Origin of the sequence: Pseudomonas sp. PMCC200344 (genome assembly GCF_030053095.1) — a bacterium.
In the GTDB taxonomy this organism is placed as follows: Bacteria; Pseudomonadota; Gammaproteobacteria; order Pseudomonadales; family Pseudomonadaceae; genus Aquipseudomonas; species Aquipseudomonas svalbardensis.
In genome coordinates this window covers 4,325,226-4,348,868 of sequence record NZ_CP125618.1, presented here as the reverse complement: position 1 = coordinate 4,348,868, position 23,643 = coordinate 4,325,226, and the positions used below count along the sequence as shown (strand labels likewise).

At 58.9% G+C, this 23,643-nt stretch carries 27 protein-coding genes; 16 read left to right on the top strand and 11 right to left on the bottom strand.

Going from position 1 to position 23,643, the window contains the following annotated elements; translation table 11 throughout:
- Positions 1-17 precede the first annotated feature (17 nt).
- A complete protein-coding gene (locus QFW87_RS19985; protein WP_283188659.1) occupies positions 18-839 on the bottom strand; it encodes an aldo/keto reductase in 822 nt (273 codons plus the stop codon).
- 261 nt (positions 840-1,100) lie between these two features.
- Here QFW87_RS19985 and QFW87_RS19980 point away from each other — a divergent pair, with 261 nt between their 5' ends.
- Positions 1,101-1,850: a hypothetical protein gene (locus tag QFW87_RS19980; protein WP_283188658.1), complete on the top strand. Its 750-nt coding sequence runs from the start codon at positions 1,101-1,103 to the stop codon at positions 1,848-1,850.
- Positions 1,851-1,952: 102 nt separating this feature from the next.
- Entirely contained in the window at positions 1,953-2,738 is a 786-nt protein-coding gene (locus QFW87_RS19975; protein ID WP_283181004.1) for a sulfite exporter TauE/SafE family protein, read from the top strand.
- A 42-nt stretch (positions 2,739-2,780) separates the two neighbouring features.
- On the opposite strand, the gene QFW87_RS19970 is transcribed toward QFW87_RS19975, so the two are convergent.
- Positions 2,781-3,149 carry a VOC family protein gene (locus QFW87_RS19970; protein ID WP_283188657.1) on the bottom strand — a complete coding sequence of 123 codons (369 nt, stop codon included), beginning with the start codon at positions 3,147-3,149 and terminating at the stop codon, positions 2,781-2,783.
- Between the two features lie 179 nt (positions 3,150-3,328).
- Between QFW87_RS19970 and QFW87_RS19965 the strand changes: the two genes are divergently transcribed.
- On the top strand, positions 3,329-3,901 hold the full coding sequence (locus QFW87_RS19965; RefSeq protein WP_149631875.1) for a DUF4174 domain-containing protein: 573 nt from the start codon (positions 3,329-3,331) through the stop codon (positions 3,899-3,901).
- A 306-nt stretch (positions 3,902-4,207) separates the two neighbouring features.
- Complete coding sequence (locus QFW87_RS19960) at positions 4,208-4,576, top strand: DUF6124 family protein (RefSeq protein ID WP_283188656.1); 369 nt, start codon at positions 4,208-4,210, stop codon at positions 4,574-4,576.
- An 80-nt stretch (positions 4,577-4,656) separates the two neighbouring features.
- Here QFW87_RS19960 and ampC read toward each other — a convergent pair whose 3' ends face one another.
- Entirely contained in the window at positions 4,657-5,799 is a 1,143-nt protein-coding gene (gene ampC / locus QFW87_RS19955) for a class C beta-lactamase (protein ID WP_283188655.1), read from the bottom strand.
- A 160-nt stretch (positions 5,800-5,959) separates the two neighbouring features.
- Between ampC and QFW87_RS19950 the strand changes: the two genes are divergently transcribed.
- Positions 5,960-6,880 carry a LysR family transcriptional regulator gene (locus QFW87_RS19950; RefSeq protein WP_283181000.1) on the top strand — a complete coding sequence of 307 codons (921 nt, stop codon included), beginning with the start codon at positions 5,960-5,962 and terminating at the stop codon, positions 6,878-6,880.
- 66 nt (positions 6,881-6,946) lie between these two features.
- Here the strand turns inward: QFW87_RS19950 and gudD are convergent, their stop codons facing one another.
- Both gudD and QFW87_RS19940 read right to left on the bottom strand, forming a co-directional pair.
- A complete protein-coding gene (gene gudD / locus QFW87_RS19945) occupies positions 6,947-8,290 on the bottom strand; it encodes a glucarate dehydratase (protein WP_283180999.1) in 1,344 nt (447 codons plus the stop codon).
- 24 nt (positions 8,291-8,314) lie between these two features.
- Positions 8,315-9,661 (bottom strand): MFS transporter, encoded by a 1,347-nt coding sequence (locus QFW87_RS19940; RefSeq protein ID WP_283188654.1) that lies wholly within the window; start codon positions 9,659-9,661, stop codon positions 8,315-8,317.
- Positions 9,662-9,942: 281 nt separating this feature from the next.
- Between QFW87_RS19940 and QFW87_RS19935 the strand changes: the two genes are divergently transcribed.
- Both QFW87_RS19935 and QFW87_RS19930 read left to right on the top strand, forming a co-directional pair.
- Entirely contained in the window at positions 9,943-10,656 is a 714-nt protein-coding gene (locus QFW87_RS19935) for a FadR/GntR family transcriptional regulator (RefSeq protein ID WP_283180997.1), read from the top strand.
- Positions 10,657-10,748: 92 nt separating this feature from the next.
- Positions 10,749-10,979, top strand: coding sequence for a hypothetical protein (locus QFW87_RS19930; RefSeq protein ID WP_283188653.1), 231 nt, complete (start codon positions 10,749-10,751; stop codon positions 10,977-10,979).
- A 127-nt stretch (positions 10,980-11,106) separates the two neighbouring features.
- Here the strand turns inward: QFW87_RS19930 and QFW87_RS19925 are convergent, their stop codons facing one another.
- Positions 11,107-12,018, bottom strand: coding sequence for an EamA family transporter (locus QFW87_RS19925; protein ID WP_283188652.1), 912 nt, complete (start codon positions 12,016-12,018; stop codon positions 11,107-11,109).
- A 96-nt stretch (positions 12,019-12,114) separates the two neighbouring features.
- Between QFW87_RS19925 and QFW87_RS19920 the strand changes: the two genes are divergently transcribed.
- Positions 12,115-12,978 carry a LysR substrate-binding domain-containing protein gene (locus QFW87_RS19920; protein WP_283180994.1) on the top strand — a complete coding sequence of 288 codons (864 nt, stop codon included), beginning with the start codon at positions 12,115-12,117 and terminating at the stop codon, positions 12,976-12,978.
- Between the two features lie 123 nt (positions 12,979-13,101).
- On the opposite strand, the gene yegQ is transcribed toward QFW87_RS19920, so the two are convergent.
- The gene (gene yegQ, locus QFW87_RS19915; RefSeq protein ID WP_283188651.1) at positions 13,102-14,427 is read right to left on the bottom strand and encodes a tRNA 5-hydroxyuridine modification protein YegQ; all 1,326 of its coding nucleotides are present in this window, start codon (positions 14,425-14,427) and stop codon (positions 13,102-13,104) included.
- Positions 14,428-14,590: 163 nt separating this feature from the next.
- On the opposite strand from yegQ, the gene QFW87_RS19910 reads away from it, so the two are divergent.
- Positions 14,591-15,652, top strand: a complete 1,062-nt coding sequence (locus QFW87_RS19910; RefSeq protein ID WP_283188650.1) for an AI-2E family transporter — start codon at positions 14,591-14,593, stop codon at positions 15,650-15,652.
- Here the strand turns inward: QFW87_RS19910 and QFW87_RS19905 are convergent.
- From QFW87_RS19905 to QFW87_RS19895, 3 genes are all read right to left on the bottom strand, one after another.
- A complete protein-coding gene (locus QFW87_RS19905) occupies positions 15,649-15,831 on the bottom strand; it encodes a hypothetical protein (RefSeq protein WP_283188649.1) in 183 nt (60 codons plus the stop codon). The genes QFW87_RS19910 and QFW87_RS19905 overlap by 4 nt on opposite strands.
- 100 nt (positions 15,832-15,931) lie before the next feature.
- Positions 15,932-16,126, bottom strand: a complete 195-nt coding sequence (locus QFW87_RS19900) for a hypothetical protein (protein WP_283188648.1) — start codon at positions 16,124-16,126, stop codon at positions 15,932-15,934.
- A 234-nt stretch (positions 16,127-16,360) separates the two neighbouring features.
- Positions 16,361-16,723, bottom strand: a complete 363-nt coding sequence (locus QFW87_RS19895) for a hypothetical protein (RefSeq protein WP_283188647.1) — start codon at positions 16,721-16,723, stop codon at positions 16,361-16,363.
- 244 nt (positions 16,724-16,967) lie between these two features.
- Here QFW87_RS19895 and QFW87_RS19890 point away from each other — a divergent pair, with 244 nt between their 5' ends.
- Both QFW87_RS19890 and QFW87_RS19885 read left to right on the top strand, forming a co-directional pair.
- Positions 16,968-17,819, top strand: a complete 852-nt coding sequence (locus QFW87_RS19890) for a shikimate 5-dehydrogenase (protein ID WP_283188646.1) — start codon at positions 16,968-16,970, stop codon at positions 17,817-17,819.
- A 12-nt stretch (positions 17,820-17,831) separates the two neighbouring features.
- Entirely contained in the window at positions 17,832-18,350 is a 519-nt protein-coding gene (locus QFW87_RS19885; RefSeq protein ID WP_283188645.1) for a cupin domain-containing protein, read from the top strand.
- 170 nt (positions 18,351-18,520) lie between these two features.
- On the opposite strand, the gene QFW87_RS19880 is transcribed toward QFW87_RS19885, so the two are convergent.
- A complete protein-coding gene (locus tag QFW87_RS19880; protein ID WP_283188644.1) occupies positions 18,521-19,168 on the bottom strand; it encodes a DUF480 domain-containing protein in 648 nt (215 codons plus the stop codon).
- 310 nt (positions 19,169-19,478) lie between these two features.
- Between QFW87_RS19880 and QFW87_RS19875 the strand changes: the two genes are divergently transcribed.
- From QFW87_RS19875 to QFW87_RS19855, 5 genes are read left to right on the top strand one after another with little or no spacing between them, the layout of a single operon-like run.
- On the top strand, positions 19,479-20,456 hold the full coding sequence (locus tag QFW87_RS19875; RefSeq protein WP_283188643.1) for an NAD-dependent epimerase: 978 nt from the start codon (positions 19,479-19,481) through the stop codon (positions 20,454-20,456).
- Positions 20,457-20,501: 45 nt separating this feature from the next.
- Positions 20,502-21,242 (top strand): glycosyltransferase family 2 protein, encoded by a 741-nt coding sequence (locus QFW87_RS19870; RefSeq protein WP_283188642.1) that lies wholly within the window; start codon positions 20,502-20,504, stop codon positions 21,240-21,242.
- Positions 21,239-21,517 carry a lipid-A-disaccharide synthase N-terminal domain-containing protein gene (locus tag QFW87_RS19865; protein WP_283180985.1) on the top strand — a complete coding sequence of 93 codons (279 nt, stop codon included), beginning with the start codon at positions 21,239-21,241 and terminating at the stop codon, positions 21,515-21,517. The genes QFW87_RS19870 and QFW87_RS19865 overlap by 4 nt, the downstream gene beginning before the upstream one ends.
- 3 nt (positions 21,518-21,520) lie before the next feature.
- Positions 21,521-23,041, top strand: coding sequence for a glycosyltransferase family 39 protein (locus tag QFW87_RS19860; RefSeq protein WP_283180984.1), 1,521 nt, complete (start codon positions 21,521-21,523; stop codon positions 23,039-23,041).
- A 39-nt stretch (positions 23,042-23,080) separates the two neighbouring features.
- The gene (locus tag QFW87_RS19855; RefSeq protein ID WP_283188641.1) at positions 23,081-23,590 is read left to right on the top strand and encodes a DUF1993 domain-containing protein; all 510 of its coding nucleotides are present in this window, start codon (positions 23,081-23,083) and stop codon (positions 23,588-23,590) included.
- Positions 23,591-23,643 lie beyond the last annotated feature (53 nt).

The following is a 23,643-nucleotide window of genomic DNA, read 5'->3' as shown; positions in this document are numbered from 1 at the left end:
TGACAGACTGCGATGGCTCAGACCATGGCCAACCGCTGTTTGCGTTGTGGCGCGCGAAACGCCTGGTCCAGCGCCTCCAGATCCCCAGCCTCCAGTTGCAATTGCGCGGCTTGCGCGTTGAGTTGCACGTGCTCGGGTCGGACCGCTTTGGGGATGGCGATCACACCTTCCTTACGCAGCATCCATGCCAGCGCTACCTGGGCCGGCGTCACACAGTGACGGGCGGCTATTTGCTTGAGCGTTGTATGGTTCAGCATAGGCCCACCCTGACCGATCGGACAGTAGGCCGTGACCGGCATTTGATGCTGGCGGCTCCAGGGCAACAGATCAAACTCGACGCCGCGTTCTTCCAGGTTGTAGAGCACCTGATTGGTGGCACAGGCCGGTGAGGCCAGTTCCTCCAGGTCGTCGACATCAAAATTGGAGACGCCCCAGCGACCGATCTTGCCTTCTTCGCGCAGGCGTTCGAAAGCTTCGACTGTTTCTTCGAGGGGGTATTGGCCGCGCCAGTGCAGCAGGTACAGATCGATGTAATCGGTATCCAGCCGCCGCAGACTGCGTTCGCACGCCAGGGGGATGCCTTTGCGGCTGGCGTTGTGCGGGTAAACCTTGCTGACCAGAAACACGTCGTCACGTCTGCCGGCGATGGCCTCACGGACCACTTCCTCAGCGCCGCCCTCGCCGTACATTTCAGCGGTGTCGATGAGGGTCATGCCCAACTCGATGCCCAGGCGCAATGCCGCCACTTCCTGGGTGTGCCGGGAACGATCTTCTCCCATGCGCCAGGTGCCTTGGCCGATGACCGGTACGTTGACGCCGGCCAGTTTTAGGGTCCGCATTCAAACCTCCTTTCTGAACTTCGATCGATACTTCAATGGGCAGCAGAATAGCTGAAGGGTTCCATCGCCCAATCTTTTGATATTTTGCTTGCCGGTGACCGGCGTGTAATTGCTGGCGTGCAGGGTGGCGAGCTGTATCAGCACATCGCCGCTACCGGCGCCGCGACCGTCGGCACTGCACTTTTCAACGATTCACGGCTCTATCCTTGGCCAGCCTGCGGCGAATCCCCACTGCCGGCCCATGCCCAAGTTCAATAACCCATGGCTCGAGTTTTACCCCTCACCACCCCGCCAATCCGTCGCCGTTGCCTGCTGTTGGCCTGCTTGTCGATGCTCGCAACCTCCGGGTGCAGCCAGCAGCAGGGCAGCGACATCGTCAGTCAGTTCCGCGAAGGCAAACCCCTGGAATTCCTCCAGACCAGCGTCGACCGCATGGCGACCCTGGCGATGCGTGACAACCTCGACAGCCTCTACCTGCTGATGAGCAAGCTTTACCTGCGCAACCCGGACGAGTTGAAAAAATCAGGTTTCCTCGACGCCCGCACCGCTGGCAAACAAGTGCGCATGGCCATCGAACAGCAACAGCCGCTGCCGACCCTGGGTGGCAAAAAAGACCTGGCAGCGCTGAGTTATGCCATGAGCCCGGAGTTTCTCGGCGACCGCGTCGGTGCCTTCATCTATGCCATCGGCAGCATGCTCGTCACCGCCCACGGCAATCGGCTCGAGTTCTACATGACGGATGCGATCAACCCGACGTTCGTCAGCAACGCTGCCCGCAATATCGAGAAAGCCACCTGGATACTCAGCCAGCGGCAAAGCAAGAACGGCGAGCCTTTGCTGTTCTCCAACGAAATTTCGGAGGAGGGCAGCAACCTGAGTTTTGCCGTGGAGTTCGGCAAGATCGTCGCGCGGCTGGATCTGCTGACGCAGATGCTGGACGAGCGCTACCGACGGATCGGCTTGAATTACGCGCAGAGTTTGCTGTTTTTGAATTTCTTGCCGGTGCAGTAAGTAAGGAAGTGCATAAAGATAGATCGCATCGATATAAGTGGTTATAAGAAAAATCGCTATGCTGCGGGCCAGATTTTTCATGCGTTTTTTGTGGGCGTGTTAATGGAATTCGGTAATTTCGGTTTAGTCGTGGCAGGTCTGGTGGTCGGCTTTATTGTCGGAATGACTGGGGTAGGTGGCGGTTCCTTGATGACTCCCATTCTGTTGTGGTTCGGCGTCAATCCGGCCACCGCAGTGGGGACGGATTTGCTGTACGCGGCGATTACCAAGTCCAGTGGCGTGCTGGTTCACCGAAAGAACAAGAACATCGACTGGGCCATTACCGGTTGGCTGACTCTTGGCAGTGTGCCGGCGGTGGCGCTGACGTTGTGGTTCCTGAGCACCTTGCAAACGTCGCCCGATGCGATGAACGCGGTCATCAAACAGGCCTTGGGTTTTGTCCTGTTTGCCACGGCACTGGCGATTTTCTTCAAGAAACGCCTGCTCGATTTCGCCCACAAACGCGCGGGTGGTCATTACAATCCCAGCGGCAACCGCTTGAATGCGCTGACCGTGATCACTGGCCTGGTCCTCGGTACCATGGTTGCCCTGACCTCCATCGGCGCTGGCGCCCTGGGCACCGTCGCGTTGTTCATTCTCTATCCGCTGCTGCCTACCCGCCGCCTGGTGGGCACGGAAATCGCGCACGCTGTACCGCTGACCCTGGTGGCAGGCCTCGGCCATGCGAGCATGGGCAACATGGATTGGCACGTGCTGGGTTACTTGCTGATCGGTTCGCTGCCGGGGATTTACCTGGGCAGCCACCTGACTGGCCGTATCTCCGATGAAGTGCTGCGGCCTTGCCTGGCCACGATGCTGGTGCTGATCGGGTACAAACTGGCCTTTTAATCCGGTAGAGGTTCCAGAAACAAACCAGCTTGGCAGGCGCCCTTAGGACCGAGTCAAAATCTCCAGCAGATGCCCGTCCGGGTCATCGAAATAAACCCGCCGGCCACCGCCGTAATCGTTGATCTCGTTCGGTCGTTGTTTGCCGGGGTCGGCCCACCAGGGTTGCTGTCGGGCTTGCAGGCGGGCGAAGGCCGCATCGAAATCGTCGTCACCGATCAAAAACGCGTAGTGCTGGGAGGCAATCGGCGGGTCATTGTCGTAGAAGTCCAACGACACACCGTTGTCGAACTTGACGATGAGCATCGGGCCGAAGGGTTCGGGGCCGGGCAGACCGAGGATGTCTGCCAGATAGTTGGCTGATGTCTGCTTGTCGCGACACCAGACGATGGTGTGGTTCAACTGAGCGCTCATGCACAGGTCCTCACGGCGGATCAGGGCTTGGTTATTGAGCTATGAGATTAGCTCAGCCTGTTGCGCAATGACCGCCCTGACCTAAGCTTGGGGCAAGGCGAGACATAATTGCGTGCGTCACCCGGAACGAACGCCGCGATGCGCAATCATTAGAGCGTGGATATCAAAAGGAGATGCGCATGCTCATCAGGTCATTGACCCTGACTACCCTGCTGGCTTTCGCGGGCCCCTTGTTCGCTGCCGATGACGGCTCACCGCTGGATATGGACAAGGGCAGGTCCCGGCCACTGATTGTCATCGCTCCAAGTACGGTCGATCCCACGTGGGTCAGCCTGAAAAAGTCGCTGGATGAGCCGGCAAACCGCAAGGGGTTCACCGAGCGAAACATGGTCCTGTACACCGTGCTCAATTTGATGGGCCAGCGCGAGGGCAAAGACCTGGGGCCGCAAGACACGGCGGCATTGATCCGCTCGCTCAAGTTGGGTGCCGGCGCGAAGAGCAAAGTCATCCTGGTCGGCAAGGACGGCGAGAAGAAGTTTGAGAGTTCGGGGGATGAATCAAAATCGGTCGATTTGAAGAAAATTTTCGATACGATCGACGCCTTGCCAGCGACTGAGAAAGAAGCCGCAGCGCCGACGGTCGCGACGCCTGTTGAAGCGGCTGAACCGGTCAATGGTGCAAAGGGCGCCAAGGGCGCAAAACCAGGCAAACCGGCGAAACCCGCCAAGCCGCCTGAAATGCCGGATGATTAGACGCAGACTTTTGTAGCCGCTGGCGCTAGCTGCTACAACAATGAAAAATGGGCGACCTCAAGAGGTCGCCCATTTTTTTGCTCGTTAACTGCTACAAAAAAACGGGTGTTTCGGGGTGAGATGTACTGTCTTCTATTGGTCTCGGAAGTTTCCTGCAAGTCCTGTCGGTCTTTATGAACTGGTTTCTGTCAGAGAGCACCGCTAGCCTTCGTCAGCCACCGCAAAATCGCGGTCGTACGTGGGAATCCGCGACACTGAGGGATCCAGGGACGAAAAACACCAATGGCACAAAAAGGAGCCTCGTCTGTGAAAAAGTTCAGCAAGCACCAACCGCAAACCCCAACCGATGCCGATCATCTCGATCCCGCGAAGCTGTGTGAAACCGCAAAAGGTGCAGTCACCCGAAGCCCCAGGCGTACCGCCACGACCCAGCAGATTTTCACTGTTGCTCCTGGCGTCGACACACTAACCCTGCTAAATCAGGCCTGCGAAAACCTTGCCTCCCTGACTGTCCTGATTGCGAATTTTACCGGAAAACTGGAAGGCTCGAACCGCAAGGTGCTGCTGTCGATTCAGCAATTGGCGGCGGTCACCGAGTTGTTGGTGAATCAGGCACGGGAAAATCTTGATCCGAGAAGCGATGCACCTGACGCTCAGCCGACGACTCGGCATTGAGCTGACGCAGTAACGACAATGGGCGACCTCAAAGGGGTCGCCCATTTTGTTTGCCTGCTGCGAGAAATCGCGTTTCTCGGCTACTTGCTCAGAGCGCTTAGTATCGTATGAGCAATCTTGATCCGCTCAGGGTTCGGATAGTTTTTGTTGGCCAGGATCACGATGCCGATGCCTTTCGACGGCACGTACGCCACGTAAGCACCGAAGCCGCTTGTTGAGCCGGTTTTGTTGATCAATACGTTTTCTGGTTGAGGTTGCGGCGGGGTCAGCCACTGGACTTCGTGAGCTTCCATCGCCATCTGTGTCGAGTTACCCGCCAGCAATGTATCGAGGGTGACCGGGTAGTTGTAGAGCTCCCAACCCAATCCCTGAGTCATCTCGCCCACCTTGTAGTAACCGGTATGCGTCGCGGCGATTGCCCGCTGCATCGGATCTTCAAGGCGGGTCGGTTTCATGTTCGCCTCAACATAACGAATCAGGTCCGCAGCGCTGGTTTTCACGCCATAAGCCTCCGAATCCAGTGCCCCCGGCCCAACTCGTACAGGTTTGTCTTCCTTGTTGTAACCCTGAGCGTAAAGACCCATTTGAGCCTGCGGCACTGTGAGATAGGTGTGCTTGAGTCCGAGTTTCGGAAGCAGGATCTTTTCCATCACATCATCAAACGGTGCGTCCATGCTTTGGGCTGCGAGGTAACCGAACAACCCCAGGCTCGGGTTTGAATACTGCCGATGGGTGCCCGCCGCATAGGTCGGTTTCCACTGCTTGAAATAGCCGAGCATCTTGTCCGGTGCATCGGCATTGTCGGGGAATTGCAGCGGCAAGCCGCCAGCGCTGTAGGTGCCCAGTTGCAGCACGCTGATGGTGTCGAACGCGCTGCCACGCAGCTCCGGCAGCACGATGCTGGCCTTGTCCGACAGGGACAGTTTGCCGGTGGCCTGAGCGTAGGCGGCGAGTGTGGCGGTGAAGGTTTTGCTCACCGAGCCGATCTCGAACAGGGTGTCTTCGGTGACGGCTTTACCGTTTTCCTTCGAGGCCACACCGTAGTTAAAGTAATGCGGTTGGCCGTTGACGGTAATCGCAATCGCGACACCGGGGATCTGCTGTTGCTGCATCACCGGTTCGATGGCGGTCTTCACGATGGCTTCGATGCGGTCGTCAGCAACGCAATGACCGGCGCTGAGGAACAGTGCGAAAGCGCTGTAGAATGCGAGCTTGTTATGCATGATTGAGTCATTTTCCATGAGGTTCAAGGGTATTGGCCGCTACACTCCGAGCGGCTTTTCAGTCCGGGCGGCTGATGGGCGAGCCAAATCTATGCAGTCTTCCGAGGTTCGACAACCGATGATATTTCGGGCGAGCCATTAGAAAAATTTGGGAGTGGACATGATCCGGCCTCAATTACCGCTCAATGCATTACGCGCCTTCGAGGCCTCTGCCCGGCACTTGAGTTTCACCCGGGCGGCCGTTGAGTTGTGTGTCACTCAGGCGGCGGTGAGTCATCAGGTCAAGAGCCTTGAGTCTCAACTTGGGGTGACCCTGTTCAAGCGGCTACCCCGCGGGCTGATGCTGACCAGCGAGGGCGAAACCCTGTTGCCGGTATTGCGGGAGTCCTTCGACCGTATCGCGCACACTCTTGAGCGATTCGAGGGCGGACATTTTCGCGAGGTCTTGACGGTCGGCGCGGTGGGGACATTCGCGGTGGGCTGGTTGTTGCCACGGCTGACGGACTTCCAGACGAAACATCCGTTCATAGATTTGCGCCTGTCGACCCACAACAATCGAGTGGATGTGGCGGCTGAAGGGCTGGATTACGCGATTCGTTTTGGCGCGGGGGCGTGGCATGGCATTGAAGCGGTGAGGTTGATCGAGGCGCCGCTGTCGGTGTTGTGTGTTCCCGAGATTGCCCGGCAACTGAAAACACCGACAGACCTGTTGCAGCAAACGCTGTTGCGTTCTTACCGCGCGGACGAGTGGCCCGAATGGTTCCAGGCCACCGGCTTATCGACCCACACAGCATCGCCCCGAAGCATCATCTTCGACTCATCGCTGGCGATGATGGAGGCAGCGCTGCAAGGGGCGGGGGTGGCCTTGGCGCCGCCGCTGATGTTCGCCCGGCAACTGGCGGCGGGTGCAATCGAGCAACCGTTCGCCATCGGGATCAGCACCGGCAGTTACTGGCTGACCCGCTTGCTGTCCCGCCCCGAAACATCGGCGATGGCCGCGTTCAAGCAATGGTTGCTGCAAGCAGCGCAAGAATCTGTGGGAGCGAGCCTGCTCGCGAAAGCGGTCTATCCGTCACATTGATGCTGGATGTGCCGACGTCTTCGCGAGCAGGCTCGCTCCCACAGGGATTGCGATATCCCAATAGAGTTAGCGCACCAGACACGGCCGCTTGTTATCGAACTTCCAACCCGGAATCAGAAACTGCATCGCCACGCTGTCATCCCGCGCGCCCAATCCCATGCCTTTATACAACTCATGAGCCTTGGCCAGTTGATCCATGTCCAGTTCGACGCCCAACCCAGACTTCTTCGGCACCTGCACACAGCCGCCAACGATTTGCAGCGGCGCTTTGGTCAGGCGCTGACCGTCCTGCCAGATCCAGTGGGTGTCGATGGCGGTGATTTCACCCGGCGCGGCGGCCGCGACGTGGGTGAACATCGCGAGGGAAATATCAAAGTGGTTGTTGGAATGCGAACCCCAGGTCAGGCCCCACTCATGGCACATCTGCGCCACACGGACCGAGCCCTGCATCGTCCAGAAGTGTGGGTCGGCCAGCGGAATGTCCACTGATTGCAACTGGATCGCGTGGCCCATTTCCCGCCAGTCGGTGGCGATCATGTTGGTGGCGGTTTTCAAACCCGTGGCGCGACGGAATTCAGCCATGACTTCCCGGCCCGAATAGCCGTTTTCCGCGCCGCACGGGTCTTCGGCGTAAGCCAGGACGTGATGCTGATCCCGGCACAGGCGAATGGCTTCCTTGAGTGACCACGCGCCATTCGGATCGAGGGTGATGCGCGCATCGGGGAAGCGTTCGGCCAGGGCGGTGACGGCTTCGATTTCTTCATCGCCACTGAGCACGCCGCCCTTGAGTTTGAAGTCCTTGAAACCGTAGCGGGCGTGGGCAGCTTCGGCCAGGCGCACCACCGCCTCGGCAGTCATGGCTTTTTCGTGACGCACGCGGAACCAGTCGTTGTCGGCGTCCGGCTCGCTGCGGTAGGCCAGATCGGTTTCGTTGCGATCGCCAACATAAAACAGGTAGCCGAGCATCTTCACTTCATCGCGCTGCTGACCTTCGCCGAGCAGGGCGGCGACCGGCACGTCCAGGTGCTGACCCAGGAGATCAAGCAACGCAGCTTCAAGGCCGGTGACGGCGTGGATGGTGATGCGCAAATCGAACGTCTGTAACCCGCGACCGCCGGCATCACGATCGGCGAAGGTCTGGCGCACTTGATTGAGGATCTTCTGATACGTGCCGATCGGGCTGCCGACCACTAATGAGCGAGCGTCTTCGAGGGTTTGGCGAATGCGCTCGCCGCCTGGTACTTCACCGATGCCGGTGTGACCGGCGTTGTCCGTGAGGATCACGATGTTGCGTGTAAAAAACGGCCCGTGGGCGCCGCTCAGGTTGAGCAACATGCCGTCGTGGCCGGCCACCGGAACAACCTGCATGCTGGTGATGATCGGGGCTTTGGCGGTTTCTTGTGCGTTCATTTTCATGTCCTTCAAAACAGATGTTCACGCGTGGTTGGGTGCTGGTTTGGCCAGTGCAACGGCAGGTGCGGATTTCGGTTTATTGCGTGCGGCGAAGACGATGATCGCGGCAATGATCGAGGTCGCGGCCAGGCCGTACAGCCCGCCCTGAATCGAGCCGGTGCGTTCTTCCAGCAGACCGAACGTGGTCGGTGCGACGAAGCCGCCGAGGTTGCCCACCGAGTTGATCAGTGCGATTACGCCTGCCGCGATCCGTGCATCCAGATAGGCCTGAGGAATCGGCCAGAACAGCGACGACGCCGATTTGAAACCCAGCGCAGCAAAGCAGAGGGCGACGAAAGCGAAGATCGGCCCGCCGGTGGTGGACATGAACATCCCGGCCGCCGCGATCAGCAGGGCAGCGGCGACCCAGGCTTGCTGGTGTTTCCACTTGGCCGACAGCGAAGCGAAGGCGTACATGCCGACGATCGACAGCAACCACGGAATCGAGTTGAACAGCCCGACTTGAATATCGCTCAGGTCGCCCATCTTTTTGATGATGCTAGGGAGCCAGAAGGTCGCGGCGTAAATGGTCAATTGGATGAAGAAGTAGATCAGGCAAAACAGGATGATCTGGCGATCCTTGAGCAGTTTGCCCAACGACGGTTTGATCGGCGTCGCGGCTTCGCGGGCCAGTTGTTCGTTGTCGATGGCCTTGACCAGCGCGTCCTGTTCTTCACGGCTTAGCCATTTGGCGTCGTGGGGTTTGGAGTCCAGCCAGAACCAGACGAACACGCACAGCCCGACTGAGAACATCCCTTCAATGAAGTACATCCATTGCCAGCCGTGCATACCGAAACCGCTGATTTGCAGCAGTAACCCGGACAGCGGGCCGGAGATCAGCGAAGCAATCGCCGAACCGCTGAGGAAGATGGCAATCGCCTTGCCGCGTTCAACGCCAGGTAACCAGCGGGTGAAGTAGTAAATCACTCCAGGGAAGAAACCTGCTTCGGCCACGCCCAGCAGGAATCGCAGGATGTAGAAGTGGGTTTCGTTCTGGATGAACGCCATGCAAGCCGCGACCAGGCCCCAGGTCAGCATGATGCGGGTCAGCCAGATTCGCGCGCCGACTTTTTGCAGGAGGATGTTGGAGGGGACTTCAAATAGCGCGTAACCGATGAAGAACAGCCCGGCGCCGAGGCCATAGGCGGCAGCGCCGATGCCCAGGTCGTGTTCCATGTGGGCGCGGACGAAGCCGATGTTCACGCGGTCGATGTAGTTGACGATGAACATGATCACGAACAGCGGCAGAACATGGCGTTTCACTTTCGAGATGGCGGACTTCAGGGCCGAATCGGCGCCATCGTTCATCCCGGATATGGATGTATTCACTGCGTTATCTCCCACTGATTATTTTTATGCGGGGTGCGTCTGGGTGTTGCGATGTTGATAGACATCATACAACTACGTTTTTTCATACCGCAAGAGTAGTCGCCCAACAAAATGGCGCTTTATGGAGTGTTTATTATTCTTTTGCGCTGATGAATGACCTTTCTGATGGTCTCGAATACCCTGTTTGTTGAGTGTTGTCATACAAGTTGGTCGACGTTTTCCTGAGATTCCCGTCCAGCGCAGTGCTACGATTCCGTTAGCCCTGCTTTAGGATGATCGCCATGCAAGAAGACCTCGACGCGCCTGCCCGCAAGCGCACCCACAACCTGGCCCATGACCTGGTCGCCAAACTGACCCAGAGCATCTTGCTCGGCCAGATGCTGCCCGGGGACAAGCTGCCGTCCGAGAACACGATTGTTCAGGAGCACGGGGTCAGTCGCACGGTGGTGCGCGAGGCGATCTCGAAGTTGCAGGCGTCCGGGTTGGTGGAAACCCGGCACGGTATTGGCACCTTTGTGATTGAACGAGCGCCGGAGCAGGGGCTTCGGTTGAACGTCGATACCGCGCTGGGGGTGCGCAGCATTCTGGAGTTGCGCATGGGCCTGGAAACCCAGGCCGCCGCACTGGCGGCAACCCGTCGCACGGATCATCAGTTGGCACAGATGCGCGAAGCGCTGGACGACTATCAAAGCCTGCTGGCCAACAACGACAGCTGCGTCGAAGCCGACAAGCGCTTCCACCTGCTGATCGCCGAAGCCACCGGCAACGTGTGCTTCACCGAAATCATGCAGCACCTGGGCAGCGCCATGATCCCGCGCACCCGCGTCAATGCCGCCGAGCGCGGCGCAGTGGACTTGAGCAAGCTCGGGCACTTGGCCAACCTTGAGCACGAGGCGATTCTCAACGCCATCAAACGCCAGGATCCGGATGCGGCGCGGGCGGCCATGTGGCTGCACCTGACCAACAGTCGCGACCGGTTTTCGGCCGATCGCTGACCACCGTTTGTCTACTCGATAGCACCTCATCCGCGGCCCTGCTTCCAACGAGTACGGCCCAGATTTGCTGGACCTCATCAGTGAGGTGCGTCATGGCTAACGATTCGATGTTGCAGGGTGGAACGCCCAATACCGACCCAACCCGACCCATGCCCGGCACCGACAAGCCGACCATGGATCATGACGTGCCACCCGGCATGGACCCTTCGCGGGACCCGGCCGAGGGTGACGCTGATCGACCTGAAGACTGGATGGATCCTGATGCGGCCGAGGACGTTCCTCCGGCAGATGAGCCTACACCGCTGTCCGATGACAGGCGATAAAGAGAAACCCGGCCATTGCGCCTAGTGCCAATCAGTTAAGGATTTGAACACCGCTCCCACAGGTTCTGCGCCATAACTGACTGGCATTGGCCATTGCGCCGGTTTTTTTGTGCACGACAGGTCTGGATCAGGCCTCGGTTACTCGAGCTACCACCGGCCTGCGTTCCAGATTCAAGGCCAACACGCTGACCAGCACCACCAGTGCTCCCCCAACGATCATCAACGTCGGTCGCTCGCCCAGCGCAAAAGAGGCAATCGCCATGGCGGTCGGTGGAATCAGATACAGCGTCATCGTCGCGCGGCTCAAATCCACATGAGTGAGCACATAGGCCCAGGCGAGATACGCGAGGGCACTTGGGAAAATGCCCAACCCGATGACCGCAAGCTGCACTTCAACCGGAGCGGTAATGACCTGGCTCACCAGCCCCGGGAGATAAACCAATAGCAGCAGCGTCCCGAACCAAACCGTGTAACACACCAATGTCAGCCCGTCGTAGCGCCGCGAGTGATGCTTCTGCAAGGCAAAGTAGAAACTCCACGAAACCGCCGCCAACACAATCAGCAAACCATGGGTGTCGATGCTCCCCAGTCCGTGATCACCGGCCACCACAATCACCACGCCGATCAACCCCAGAAACACGCAGCCCCAGCGCCACACGCTCACCCGGTCCTTGAGCACGAAGCGCGCCAGCAACGTGCTGAACAACGGCGTTGATTGCGCCAACACACTGGAGGCGCCGGCGCTGACACTTTGCTGGCCGAAATTCAGCGCGACATGGTGCAGGCTCACGGCAAAGAAACCGAGCGCGAACAGCAGCGGCAGGTCACGCCTGTTCGGCAGGTTGATGCCTCGGAACACCGCGACCACCGCCATGAATGCCGACGCCAGCAGAAACCGCAGCAAGGCCAGATGACCAGGCTCATAGGCCTGCAAACCGATATGAATGCCGGTCGGTGAATAACCCCAGCAGCCGACCACAAATGCCATGGCCAGGATGATTTTGACGGGAGAAGCGGGAGAGGGCGTGGGCGGCTTCATGATCGGGCACCTATAGGCGGATGCACCCAGTATCAGAAGCCTGACTGTTCTCAACAACTGACTTATAGTGCGTTAACTCTTCACTTTAGGTGATGTATGGAGCTGGCGCAGATACGCATGTTCAAGACCGTTGCCGAGGTCGGCAGCATCGCCCGGGCAGCCGAGTTGTTGCATTGCGTTCCGTCGAATATCACGGCACGGATCAAATCCCTGGAAGCGGAGCTGGGGGTTGCGCTGTTTCTGCGCGAGGGCCGAGGGCTGCGAATCAGCCCAGCAGGGCAGACCTTTCTGGCTTATGCCTCGAAAATTCTCGCCCTGACGGCTGAAGCCAAGCGCGCGGTGGACCCTTCGGCCGAGCCGTCCGGGCCGTTGCGCATTGGCGCCATCGAGTCGTCGGCGACCGGTCGATTGCCGCGTTTGCTGGCAAAATTCCACAAGCGTTTCCCGGCGGTGGCGCTGGAGCTGACCACCGGCACCTGGAGCCAATTGCTCGACGACACGCTCAATCACCGGCTCGACGGCGCGATCGTCGCGGTGGATGTCGAGCGCTCACACCTCAAGCGCACACCGATGTACCGCGAGGAGCTGCTGCTGATTGCCTCGACGTCTCTGGGGCCGGTGCGTGACATCGCGGATTTGCAGGACAAGACCGTGTTCATGTGGCCTCAGGGCTGTCCCTACCGGGCGGCGCTGGAGCATTGGTTGCTGCGACAAGGGCAGGCGTTGCCGATCGTCAGCCTGGCCAGTTACGGGGCGATTGTCGGCTGCGTCAGTGCCGGGGCGGGTGTCGCGCTGGTGCCAAAAGGCGTGTTTGATCAGTACGCCAAAGGGGCGGGTTGCGCGGGGTATGAGTTCCCCGAGCTGACGGCGATCGACAACCTGTTTTACTGGCATGAAAACGCCGGGGTTCACCCGGCGCGGGAAGCGTTTGTGGGGATGTTGCGCGAGGAGTTCGCGTAACGGCTTACCTGTGGGAGCGAGCCTGCTCGCGAAAGCGGTTCAACATTCAACAATGATGTTGGCTGAGAGTCCGTCTTCGCGAGCAGGCTCGCTCCCACAAGATTTTGTGTCGCTTGATGATATTCAGCTTACGCTGACATCCCGCATCAACAACCCAAACTGCAAATCCACCGCATCCGGAATCGGCAGGTACACGGTGTGCCCGTCCCCCGGCGCCACCTCGATCGGCTCGCCCTTAACGTTTTGCAGCTCATGCAAGTCGAATTGGAAGTTGCCCTTGGGCGTCATCATTTCCATATGGTCGCCCAGACCAAATCGATTCTTCACCTTGACCTCCGCCATCCGGTCACGCCGTTCACCGGTCAGCTCGCCGACAAACTGCTGACGCTCCGACACCGAACTGCCGTGCTGGTAGTTCTGGTATTCGTCATGCACGTGCCGCCGCAGGAAACCTTCGGTGTAGCCGCGCTGGGCGAGGGATTCCAGATCCGTCATCAGGCTGCGGTCGAACGCGCGACCGGCTACCGCGTCGTCGATCGCCCGGCGGTAAACCTGAGTGGTGCGTGCGCAGTAAAAATGGGATTTGGTCCGGCCCTCGATTTTCAGTGAGTGCACGCCCATCTGCGTCAGGCGCTCGACATGCTGCACCGCGCGCAGGTCCTTGGCGTTCATGATGTAAGTGCCGTGCTCGTCTTCGAAGGCCGGCATCAGTTCGTCGGGCCGATTGGCTTCCTGCAACAGAAACACCTGATCTGTCGGGGCGCCGATGCCCAGGGTCGGTTCGGGCTGGAAGGTCTGCACGATTTCGCCGAGCTGATTTTCCGTGGCCTGCTGCGTCGAGTACTTCCAGCGACAGGCATTGGTGCAACTGCCCTGATTGGCGTCGCGCTTGTTCATATAGCCTGACAACAGGCAGCGACCGGAATAGGCCATGCACAAGGCACCGTGGACGAACACCTCCAGCTCCATCGCCGGGACTTGCTCGCGGATTTCGGCGATTTCTTCCAGGGACAGTTCCCGCGACAGGATGATCCGGCTCAAGCCTTGTTGCTGCCAGAACTCGACACTGGCCCAGTTCACCGTGTTGGCCTGTACCGAAAGGTGAATCGGCATCTGCGGATAATGCCGGCGGACCAGCATGATCAGGCCTGGATCGGACATGATCAGCGCATCCGGTGCCATGGCAATCACCGGTTCCAGATCCCTGAGGAAGGTTTTCAGTTTGGCGTTGTGCGGGGCGATGTTCACCACCACATAGAAGCGCTTGCCTTGAGACTGGGCCTCGTGAATGCCGAGGGCCAGATTGGCGTGATCGAATTCGTTATTGCGCACCCGCAGGCTGTAGCGCGGCTGACCGGCGTACACCGCGTCGGCGCCGTAGGCGAAGGCGTATCGCATGTTTTTCAGGGTGCCGGCGGGGGCGAGCAGTTCTGGAGGCAGGAGAGTCATGGCAGAGTCGGTCACAAAAGCCGCCGAGAGTAAGCGGCTTGCCCCAAGGGTTCATTGATCTGGATCTATGCTTGATGAACAAACGGATGGCACTCGGGCGAACCGTGGCGGACTAAGCATCAGGACGCGACATTGTGTCCTGGCGGACTAACATGGATCGGACATGAACGAAGAGACAGTACAAAACAAATCACTGGTGATTTTGCTGGGGCTGGTCACCGCCGCTTTCATCTGGATTTTGCTGCCGTTTTACGGCGCGGTGTTCTGGGCGGTGATTCTCGGCATCCTCTTCGCGCCCCTGCAGCGGCGACTGCAACTGAAGTTCGGCTGGGAGCGCAACCTGACGTCGCTGCTCACTCTGTGCATCTGCCTGGTGATCGCGATCCTGCCGGTGATCATCCTCAGTATCTTGCTGGTTCAAGAAGGGGCCGCGCTGTACAAGAGCATCGAAAGCGGAGAACTGGACATCGCCGGGTATGTGACGCATTTCAAACGCAGCCTGCCGCCGTATTTTCAGCATGTGCTCGATCGGGCCGGGGTTGGCGAGCTGGATGGGTTGCGGGAGAAAATCATCAAGAGTGCAGTGACAGGCAATGAGTTCATCGCCAACAAAGCCTTCAGTTTTGGTCAGGGTACGTTCGAATTCGTGGTGGGGTTTTTCATCATGCTGTACCTGCTGTTCTTCTTTCTGCGGGACGGCGCCGAACTGGCGCGAAAAGTTCGCGCCGCTGTGCCGCTGCAGGAGCACCAGAAACGTCGCTTGCAACTCAAGTTCAATCGCGTGGTGCGGGCGACAGTGAAGGGCAACCTGCTGGTGGCAATCACGCAAGGCGCGTTGGGCGGTTTGATTTTCTGGTTTCTGGACGTCCCAAGCGCGTTGCTCTGGGCGGTATTGATGGCGTTTCTATCCCTGTTGCCAGCGGTGGGGGCGGGGATCGTCTGGGCACCGGTGGCGGCCATTTTCCTGTTCGCCGGGGCGATCTGGCAGGGCGTGGTGCTGGGGTTGTTCGGGATTTTTGTGATCGGTCTGGTGGATAACGTGCTGCGACCGATCCTGGTGGGCAAGGATACCAAGATGCCGGACTATTTGATCCTTATCTCGACCCTTGGCGGTCTGGCGGTCTTCGGCCTCAATGGTTTTGTGATCGGGCCGCTGATCGCTGCGCTGTTTATGTCGAGCTGGTCAATCTTCATTGAAACCAAGCCGAGGGTGCAGCTGCCTTAAGCGTTGAGATGGCCTTGGCCGATGCGTTGCGACAGTGCCTGGGCGGCCGGCAGCGAGGTGAGCGGACCGCTGATTGGTTCGCCGTCCTGCACCAGGTACCAACAGGCGAGCAATCCTAGCTCTCTAAGCGGTGCGGGAACGGCGCTGCCGATAACGGACATGATCTGAACCTGGGACATAAGTACCTCCATCAATCTGTGGAGCTACCTTACGGACCGGACGCTTGAACGGACAATCAACGCTTTCGATAGTCGTCATTGATGCCAATGAGGCTTCGGTTCAGTTGACTACCAGATCCAGCATATGAACCACTTCCTGCTCGTTGAGCAGGCCTTTTCGCACCAGGTTTTCTGCCAGCAGCGAAAGAAACTTGGCGCTGCGATGGCCTTCCAGGTGCTTGAGTTCGGTCAGTGTGTTGTACACCTTGCTGGAAGTGCACAAGCCGACAATACGATGCGGGTTTTGCGTGGGCATGAGGTCGTCCTTGTTTTTATCAACCTGTTGTTAACGGACAGATCCAAGAGTGCGGACCTGACATGACATAAATATGACCGTTTTCCCCAAAGCGGGGGAAGGGTGGCGAGTCAATGTTGCCAACTTGCACCGTAAAGACTGTCCCGACAGCGACCTTGGCGAGATTTATCCAGACCTCTACCGACGGACGGTCACAAAAAAGGCCCCGCTGATGAGGCGGGGCCTATGATTCTGTTACCAGCGGCCATAGCCGCGGGGAGGGCCGTAGTAACCGCGCGGTGGACCGTAGTAACCACGTGGCGGGCCGTAGTAAACCGGCGGCGGGTCGTAATAGACCGGTTGTTGCACGTAGACCGGTGCCGGCTGGTAATAAACCGGGGGCGGGCCGTAGTAAACCGGTTGTGGCTGAGCGTAAACCGGTTGCTGTACATAGACCGGCCGGTTGCTGTTGATGATGGCCGAACCGACGATGGCCGAGCCAACGATCGCGCCAAATACCGCCGGCCCTTCCCAACCGTGACCGCCGCCAGCCTCTGCCTGCCCTGCGATAGCAAGAGCACCGATCAGCAAGGCTACTGTGGGGATTTTACGGATCATGATAGTTCCTCGGTTCTTCGCCCCGGCGCTTGTGTCTGCAATAGACCCAAGGATTGTCGCGGGGATACTTTTAGGACAGCGTTTTTTTCAAAATCAGCACAGCCGTTGGGTAAATTTTGTGTAAGGTCTGTACTCGCTTCTTTACGGTTCAGTGAGGCCGCGTGCAGACACGCCGTTATGATCGATCAGACCCGATGGAATGCTAATCCCGTCCATCTGAAAGTGCTATTCAAGGAGATTTTTCATGCAGATGAACCCCAACAGAGACACCCAGCTGTGCATGTCGCTTTCCGCACGCCCCGGGAACTTCGGCCTGCGGTTTCACAATCATCTGTATGAGCAACTGGACCTGAATTTTTACTACAAGGCCTTCAGCAGTCAGGATCTGCCAGGCGCCGTTGGCGGTATTCGAGCCTTGGGGATTCGTGGTTGCGGCGTGTCGATGCCGTTCAAGGAGGCGTGCATTGCGTTGGTCGATGAACTGGACTCCTCCGCTGCGGCCATTCAATCAATCAACACCATTGTTAACACTAACGGCCATCTCAAGGCTTACAACACCGACTACATCGCGATCGCCCAGTTGCTTGACACCCACCAGGTGCCGAAGGAATTGACCTTTGCCCTGCGCGGCAGCGGCGGCATGGCTAAGGCTGTGGCCAGTGCCTTGCGCGATGGTGGCTACAAAAATGGCCTGATCGTTGCCCGTAACGAGCGTTCCGGACGTGCGTTGGCCGAATCGCTGGGCTATCGATGGCAAGCGGAGCTGGGCTCGGAGCGGCCGCAGTTGCTGATCAACGTCACACCGATTGGCATGTCCGGCCCCGAGGCCGATCAGCTGGCGTTCGATGTTGAAACCATCGCTGCTGCCGAGACTGTCTTCGATGTAGTGGCAGTCCCCTCGGAAACACCGTTGATTGTGCGCGCTCGTGCTGAAGGCAAGCGAGTGATCACCGGACTGGAGGTGATCGCGATCCAGGCGCTGGAGCAGTTCGTGCTGTACACCGGCGTGCGGCCGACCGATGAGCAGTTTCACAAAGCCGTGGATTTTGCCCGCAGTGGCCTTGGCTATCCTGCTGCCCAGCAAGCGAAACCGTGACTGAGGTGACTCATGCATCCTGCCATTCTTAATCTGGATCAGGCCGAGCTTGAATCGCTGCCCGAAGCGTTTGCCCCGACGGGAGACACCGCCGACCGCTATCAGCAACGGCAGGCGCGCATCGGCCAGCAACTTGGCGCGCAGAAGCTGGGTTATCGCCTGTACGCATTGGAACCAGGGATGCGTGGCAGCCCGTTTCACAGTCATCGGGTCAACGAGGAGATGTTTTACATCGTGGCCGGGGAAGGGGAGATTCGCTTGGGCGCCGAGCGCTTTCCCGTTCGCGCCGGTGATGTCATTGCCTGCCCGCCGGGCGGCCCTGAAACCGCGCACCAGATCATCAACACCAGCAACGCTGAACTGCGGTACCTGGCGGTCAGCACCCAACAATCACCCGAGATTTGCGAGTACCCAGATTCCGGCAAGTACGCGGTGATGGACGACTTCAAGGTCGATGCCGAGGGCAATACCTCGGGCTTCGTCGCCGTCGCCAGACCGGCGGATGGCGTGGATTACTGGGACGGTGAATAACCGCAGCCTGTGTAGCAGCTGCCGAGCCTGCGAGGCTGCGTCCGGCTGCGCAGCAGTCGTTAAATCAAGCGATGCGGTGTTTCAGGAAAACCTTACATATAGGGTTTACGACTGCTGCGCAGCCGGACGCAGCCTCGCAGGCTCGGCAGCTGCTACACAGGTCGCGTTGTTTATTCGAGGCGGGCCAGTCGCTCTTCCAGCGCCGCAATTCGCGCCTCCAGCTCTTCGATCCGCTCAACCGATACGCCGCCACCCGCGCTGCGCTCGGTCGGGTTCTGCCGTGCTGCCAGGATCACCTCGATGTCCGCCGGGTCGCCCAAGGCGTGCATGTATCGGTCTTCACGCTGACCGGCCTGGCGCGGAATCAACAGCGCCAGACCGCGAGCGATCAAGCGTTCCAGTTGATGCACCACCTGTTCGGCATCTTCGAAGTCATGCATGCGGCCGCTGCGGGTCAGCAGTTCATTGACTGTTTGCGGGCCGCGCAGGAACAGCAGCCCCGCAAGAATAACCTGAGCCGGCACCAGTTCCAGTGCCTTGTCGACTTTGTGTTCCCAGCGATCCGCACGACTGCCCATCACCAGTTTGGTAAAGCCGCGTCCTTCGAGGGCGCGCAGGCTTTGGCCGACCTGACCCTGGGTGAGGCTCGTCACCGGCTCGCGGCTGGTTTTCTGGTTGCAGGCAATCACCAGCGCATTGAGGGTCAGCGGATAGGTTTCCGGGCTGGTGGCCTGTTTTTCGATCAACGAACCCAGAATGCGGATTTCGGTGCTGTTGAGTCGCGGCTCGTCGAAGGTCGTTTCTTGCTCAGTGCTCATGATTATGCATTCCTTCCCGGGGTCATGATTTTCTCCTGCTGGCATGCACTTTAAATTGACGTGTGCCAATGGCAACTGAATTCGTCGCCGTACTTTGGCAATGGTCACAAAACTTAAATCAACCTGTTACGCCATCTTAACAATCAGACGTGCACCGTATGCATGGCTGCAGAGGACTGCGGTTCATCACGGGTACGGCGAAAACTCCCATCGACGACGTCACCGGCCTTATTAATTGTGCAGTGGAGCAAGGCATGAAGCTGACGTGGGTATCGACCCGCAATAATGCGCTGATTGGCGCGCGCCCGCTATGACCGTACTGGTCACCGGCGCCGCCGGTTTCATCGGGTATCACACGGTCAAGCGCTTGTGTCAGGAAGGTCTTGAGGTGGTCGGTATCGATAATCTCAACGACTACTACAGCGTGGAACTCAAACACGCACGGCTCAAAGAACTGAAGCCCTTGTCGGGTTTTCATTTCCAGATACTGGATATCGTCGACAAACCGGCCTTGATGGCATTGTTCAAGGATCACGGCTTCACAGAGGTTATTCATCTGGCTGCCCAGGCGGGCGTTCGCTACTCGCTGGACAACCCGGACGTTTATGCGCAATCGAACCTGGTGGGTTTTCTGAATGTGCTCGAAACCTGCCGGCACTATCGACCCGAGCATCTGATTTATGCATCGAGCAGCTCAGTGTACGGCACCAACAGCAAAATGCCGTTCAGCGTCGAAGACGCCGTCGATCATCCGATTTCGTTGTATGCCGCCAGTAAGCGTGCCAACGAGCTGATGGCCCACAGCTATTGCCATCTGTATGGACTGAAGGCCAGCGGCCTGCGTTTTTTTACCGTTTACGGACCTTGGGGGCGCCCCGACATGGCGCTGTTCAAATTTACCGAAGCGATCCTTAACGACAGGCCGATTGACCTCTACAACCAAGGACAGATGTCGCGCGACTTCACCTACATCGACGACATCGTCGAAAGCATTGCGCGCCTGCGCCCAAGACCGCCGTTATCGGACCGACCTGGCGATGGCGCCAATCGGATCTTCAACATCGGGCGCGGCACGCCGGTGGCGCTGCTGGATTTCGTCGAGTGTCTGGAGTCGGCATTGGGTAGGGAAGCCCGGCGCAATTTCCTGCCGCTGCAGGCTGGCGATGTGGTCAAGACCTGGGCGGATGTGTCGGCATTGGCGCAGTGGGTCGATTTCCGTCCACAAGTGACCGTTGAAGCCGGCGTAGCGGAATTTGTGAAGTGGTACCGCCACTTTTATCAGAGATGAAACGTTGGCCCTTGATCATAATAATCCAGGGTAATAGGGGCCTCTATGAGCCAAGACATATTTGTATCCGTCCTGATTCCGGCAAAGAACGAGGCGAGCAATCTCAAATCGCTGCTCGAAGAAATCCGTACCGCACTGGCCGATGAGGCGTATGAAATCATCGTTGTGGACGATGGCAGTACTGACGCTTCCTTGCAGGAACTGCGGCAGACTCGGCACTGCGGCCTGAGCACGTTGCGCATCCTGCGCCATGAGCGTTCGCTGGGGCAGAGCACTTCGCTCTACCATGCGGCGCTCGCCGCTCGGGGCCAATGGCTGGCCACGCTCGATGGCGACGGTCAGAACGACCCGGCGGATATCCCCGGCATGCTGGCATTAGTGCGCAGTGAGCAAGGTCCCGCCGACCTTCAGTTGGTGGCTGGACACCGGATTAACCGGCGCGATACCGCGAGCAAGCGCTGGGCCTCGCGTTTTGCCAACGGGTTGCGCAGCCGGATGCTCAAGGACCAGACGCCGGACACCGGCTGCGGGCTGAAACTGATCGAGCGGGCGGCGTTTCTGCGCTTGCCGTACTTTGACCACATGCACCGGTTCATCCCTGCGCTGATCCAGCGTCATAACGGCCGAATGATCACCCATCCGGTCAACCATCGGCCCCGCACGGCCGGGGTATCCAAATACGGAAACATCGACCGCGCCCTGGTGGGCATTCTCGATCTGATCGGCGTTTGGTGGCTGATCAGGCGCACGCGTCTGCATACCCATGCGCAGGAGATCGAAGGATGAACCTCTCCCGCGAAACCCTGTGGCTGGTGGTCGGTTTCAGCGGCCAGATCGCCTTCACCGGTCGCTTTGTCCTGCAGTGGCTGTACAGCGAATACAAGAAACGCAGCGTGATTCCGGTGAGCTTCTGGTACCTGAGCATCGTCGGCAGTGCGCTGTTGTTCGCTTACGCCGTTTACCGACAGGACCCGGTTTTCATCGCCGGTCAGGCGTTCGGTTCCATCGTCTATTTGCGCAACCTGCAATTGATTGCCCGCAGCAGAACCTTGAAGGACTGAACCGTGCGCCGAACCCTGTCACCCAGCGTCGAATGCCTGGGGCTGATGTTGCTTGCTCTTTTATTGGTTGGCGCCGGGTTCGGGCTGCGTCAGCCGCAGAATGTCGACGAGGAGCGATTCCTCGGCGTTGCGCTGGAGATGCTGCACAACGGTTCCTGGCTGATTCCGCACCGAGCCGCCGAGATATACGGCGATAAACCCCCGATTTTCATGTGGACGGTTGCATTTTTCACCTGGCTCACCGGGATGCCCGCCCTTGCCCTTTATATTCCGGGGCTTTTGTCTGCCACATCGGTCACGGCCATGCTCTACGACCTGGGTCGCCGGTTGTGGAATCCGCGGGCCGGACGAACAGCAGCGCTGTTGTACCTGGCCACGTATCAGACGTACAGCATTCTGCGGACCGGTCAGATCGACAGTTTTCTGATTTTGTTCACCTCTCTGGGTATGTACGGCCTGGCTCGTCACCTGCTGCTCGGGCCCGCGTGGCGGTGGTTTTACGCGGGATGCGCGGCCATGGGCATTGGCGTGATCACCAAAGGGGTCGGCTTCGTCCCTGCGTTGATGCTGATTCCGTATGCCTACGCGGTGCGCAAAGGCTGGCCTGGCGTGGTGGCCATGCCGGGCGAGGCGCGCAAGTGGTGCCTGGGCTTTTTGGTGGTGCTTGGCGCCGTCGCGATCTGGCTGCTGCCCTTGGCGGTGTCCATCGCATTCAATGGCGCCGCTGACGAAATCGCCTACGCACGGGAAATCCTGCTGCGCCAGACAGCGGGGCGCTATGCCGCCGCGTGGGATCACCGAGAACCGTTCTGGTACTTCTTCGTCAACGTCATCCCGCAATACTGGTTGCCGTTGGTGCTGGCCTTGCCGTGGCTCGTGCCCGCCTGGCGCAGGCAGCTGCAAAAGCGCGACGGTCGAGTGCTGGTGCTGCTGGGGTGGGTCGTACTGGTGGTACTGTTCTTTTGCCTGAGCAGCGGCAAACGCAAGTTGTACATCTATCCGGCGTTGCCGGGGCTGGTGCTGGTTGCAGCGCCGTTGATTCCGTGGCTGCTCAAGCGCTGGTTCGGCAAGCGTCCGCGCGGTCGGCGGGTATTCCAGGTGTTGGCCGTCACGTGGTTCACGCTGTGGTTCGCTCGCGGTTTCATCGACCCGGTCAAGGACGGACCCAATCCCCACGAGGCGCTGATGGCGCAAGCAGCGGCAATGACCCAGGGCGCAGACCTGGTGCTGGTCAACTGGCGTGAGGGCCATTGGTTGTTCGCCCGACAGCCGATCGTGCATTTCGGGATGATCGGCTCCACGGTCGAGCAGGCCGCTCAATGGCTGCGCGAACACCGTCAGGCGTACGCCTTGGTGCCGGATGAACTGTTGAGCCGGTGTTTTAACCCTCAGGCCGCCCATGAGCTGGGCGAAACCTCGCGCGCTCAATGGTCGATTGTCGGTGCCGATGCCGATAACGGCCGTTGTCATCCCGGACAGCCAGCCAATATCTATCGCTTCACCTGGGACCGTGCATGGCTATAATCGCCCCACGTTTCCCTCCTGTCACAACACGAGACTGCCATGACTATTTCCCTGTACGCCGCTTCCGTTCCGGTTTTCAAACAAATGCTCAACGCCCTGAACGATGTTTTGAACAAGGCCGAAGCCCACGCCACCGCCAAGAACATCGACCCGAATGCTTTCTTGCAAGCCCGTCTGTACCCGGACATGTTCCCGCTGGTCCGCCAAGTGCAGATCGCCGTTGATTTCGCCAAGGGCGTTTCCGCGCGTCTGGCCGAAGTTGAACTGCCGAAATACGACGACACCGAAACCACCTTCGCCGAGCTGCAAGCGCTGATTGCCAAGGTGCTGGCCTTCATCGGCGAGATCAAACCGGAACAGATCGACGGCAAGGAAGGCATCGAAATCATCACCCGTCAGGGCACGCCGAAAGAGAAGCGCTTCACCGGCCAGGCTTACCTGCTGAGCTACGGCCTGCCGCAATTCTTCTTCCACGTCACCACCACCTACGCGCTGCTGCGTCACAACGGTGTGGAAGTAGGCAAGCGCGATTACATGGGCGCGTTCTAAACCTCCCTGCCAATAAAAAGCCCGCCAAGGTGTGAACCTTGGCGGGCTTTTTA

What these genes read in the sequence shown, in the direction of transcription:
- QFW87_RS19920 (WP_283180994.1), top strand. Translation starts at nt 12,115, where the DNA reads ATGGAGCTGGCGCAGATACGCATGTTCAAGACCGTTGCCGAGGTCGGC.
- QFW87_RS19975 (WP_283181004.1), top strand. Translation starts at nt 1,953, where the DNA reads ATGGAATTCGGTAATTTCGGTTTAGTCGTGGCAGGTCTGGTGGTCGGC.
- QFW87_RS19905 (WP_283188649.1), bottom strand. Translation starts at nt 15,831, where the DNA reads ATGTCCCAGGTTCAGATCATGTCCGTTATCGGCAGCGCCGTTCCCGCA.
- QFW87_RS19910 (WP_283188650.1), top strand. Translation starts at nt 14,591, where the DNA reads ATGAACGAAGAGACAGTACAAAACAAATCACTGGTGATTTTGCTGGGG.
- QFW87_RS19890 (WP_283188646.1), top strand. Translation starts at nt 16,968, where the DNA reads ATGCAGATGAACCCCAACAGAGACACCCAGCTGTGCATGTCGCTTTCC.
- QFW87_RS19965 (WP_149631875.1), top strand. Translation starts at nt 3,329, where the DNA reads ATGCTCATCAGGTCATTGACCCTGACTACCCTGCTGGCTTTCGCGGGC.
- QFW87_RS19930 (WP_283188653.1), top strand. Translation starts at nt 10,749, where the DNA reads ATGGCTAACGATTCGATGTTGCAGGGTGGAACGCCCAATACCGACCCA.
- QFW87_RS19925 (WP_283188652.1), bottom strand. Translation starts at nt 12,018, where the DNA reads ATGAAGCCGCCCACGCCCTCTCCCGCTTCTCCCGTCAAAATCATCCTG.
- QFW87_RS19980 (WP_283188658.1), top strand. Translation starts at nt 1,101, where the DNA reads ATGGCTCGAGTTTTACCCCTCACCACCCCGCCAATCCGTCGCCGTTGC.
- QFW87_RS19985 (WP_283188659.1), bottom strand. Translation starts at nt 839, where the DNA reads ATGCGGACCCTAAAACTGGCCGGCGTCAACGTACCGGTCATCGGCCAA.
- QFW87_RS19970 (WP_283188657.1), bottom strand. Translation starts at nt 3,149, where the DNA reads ATGAGCGCTCAGTTGAACCACACCATCGTCTGGTGTCGCGACAAGCAG.
- QFW87_RS19880 (WP_283188644.1), bottom strand. Translation starts at nt 19,168, where the DNA reads ATGAGCACTGAGCAAGAAACGACCTTCGACGAGCCGCGACTCAACAGC.
- ampC (WP_283188655.1), bottom strand. Translation starts at nt 5,799, where the DNA reads ATGCATAACAAGCTCGCATTCTACAGCGCTTTCGCACTGTTCCTCAGC.
- gudD (WP_283180999.1), bottom strand. Translation starts at nt 8,290, where the DNA reads ATGAACGCACAAGAAACCGCCAAAGCCCCGATCATCACCAGCATGCAG.
- QFW87_RS19855 (WP_283188641.1), top strand. Translation starts at nt 23,081, where the DNA reads ATGACTATTTCCCTGTACGCCGCTTCCGTTCCGGTTTTCAAACAAATG.
- QFW87_RS19935 (WP_283180997.1), top strand. Translation starts at nt 9,943, where the DNA reads ATGCAAGAAGACCTCGACGCGCCTGCCCGCAAGCGCACCCACAACCTG.
- yegQ (WP_283188651.1), bottom strand. Translation starts at nt 14,427, where the DNA reads ATGACTCTCCTGCCTCCAGAACTGCTCGCCCCCGCCGGCACCCTGAAA.
- QFW87_RS19870 (WP_283188642.1), top strand. Translation starts at nt 20,502, where the DNA reads ATGAGCCAAGACATATTTGTATCCGTCCTGATTCCGGCAAAGAACGAG.
- QFW87_RS19895 (WP_283188647.1), bottom strand. Translation starts at nt 16,723, where the DNA reads ATGATCCGTAAAATCCCCACAGTAGCCTTGCTGATCGGTGCTCTTGCT.
- QFW87_RS19950 (WP_283181000.1), top strand. Translation starts at nt 5,960, where the DNA reads ATGATCCGGCCTCAATTACCGCTCAATGCATTACGCGCCTTCGAGGCC.
- QFW87_RS19885 (WP_283188645.1), top strand. Translation starts at nt 17,832, where the DNA reads ATGCATCCTGCCATTCTTAATCTGGATCAGGCCGAGCTTGAATCGCTG.
- QFW87_RS19900 (WP_283188648.1), bottom strand. Translation starts at nt 16,126, where the DNA reads ATGCCCACGCAAAACCCGCATCGTATTGTCGGCTTGTGCACTTCCAGC.
- QFW87_RS19875 (WP_283188643.1), top strand. Translation starts at nt 19,479, where the DNA reads ATGACCGTACTGGTCACCGGCGCCGCCGGTTTCATCGGGTATCACACG.
- QFW87_RS19865 (WP_283180985.1), top strand. Translation starts at nt 21,239, where the DNA reads ATGAACCTCTCCCGCGAAACCCTGTGGCTGGTGGTCGGTTTCAGCGGC.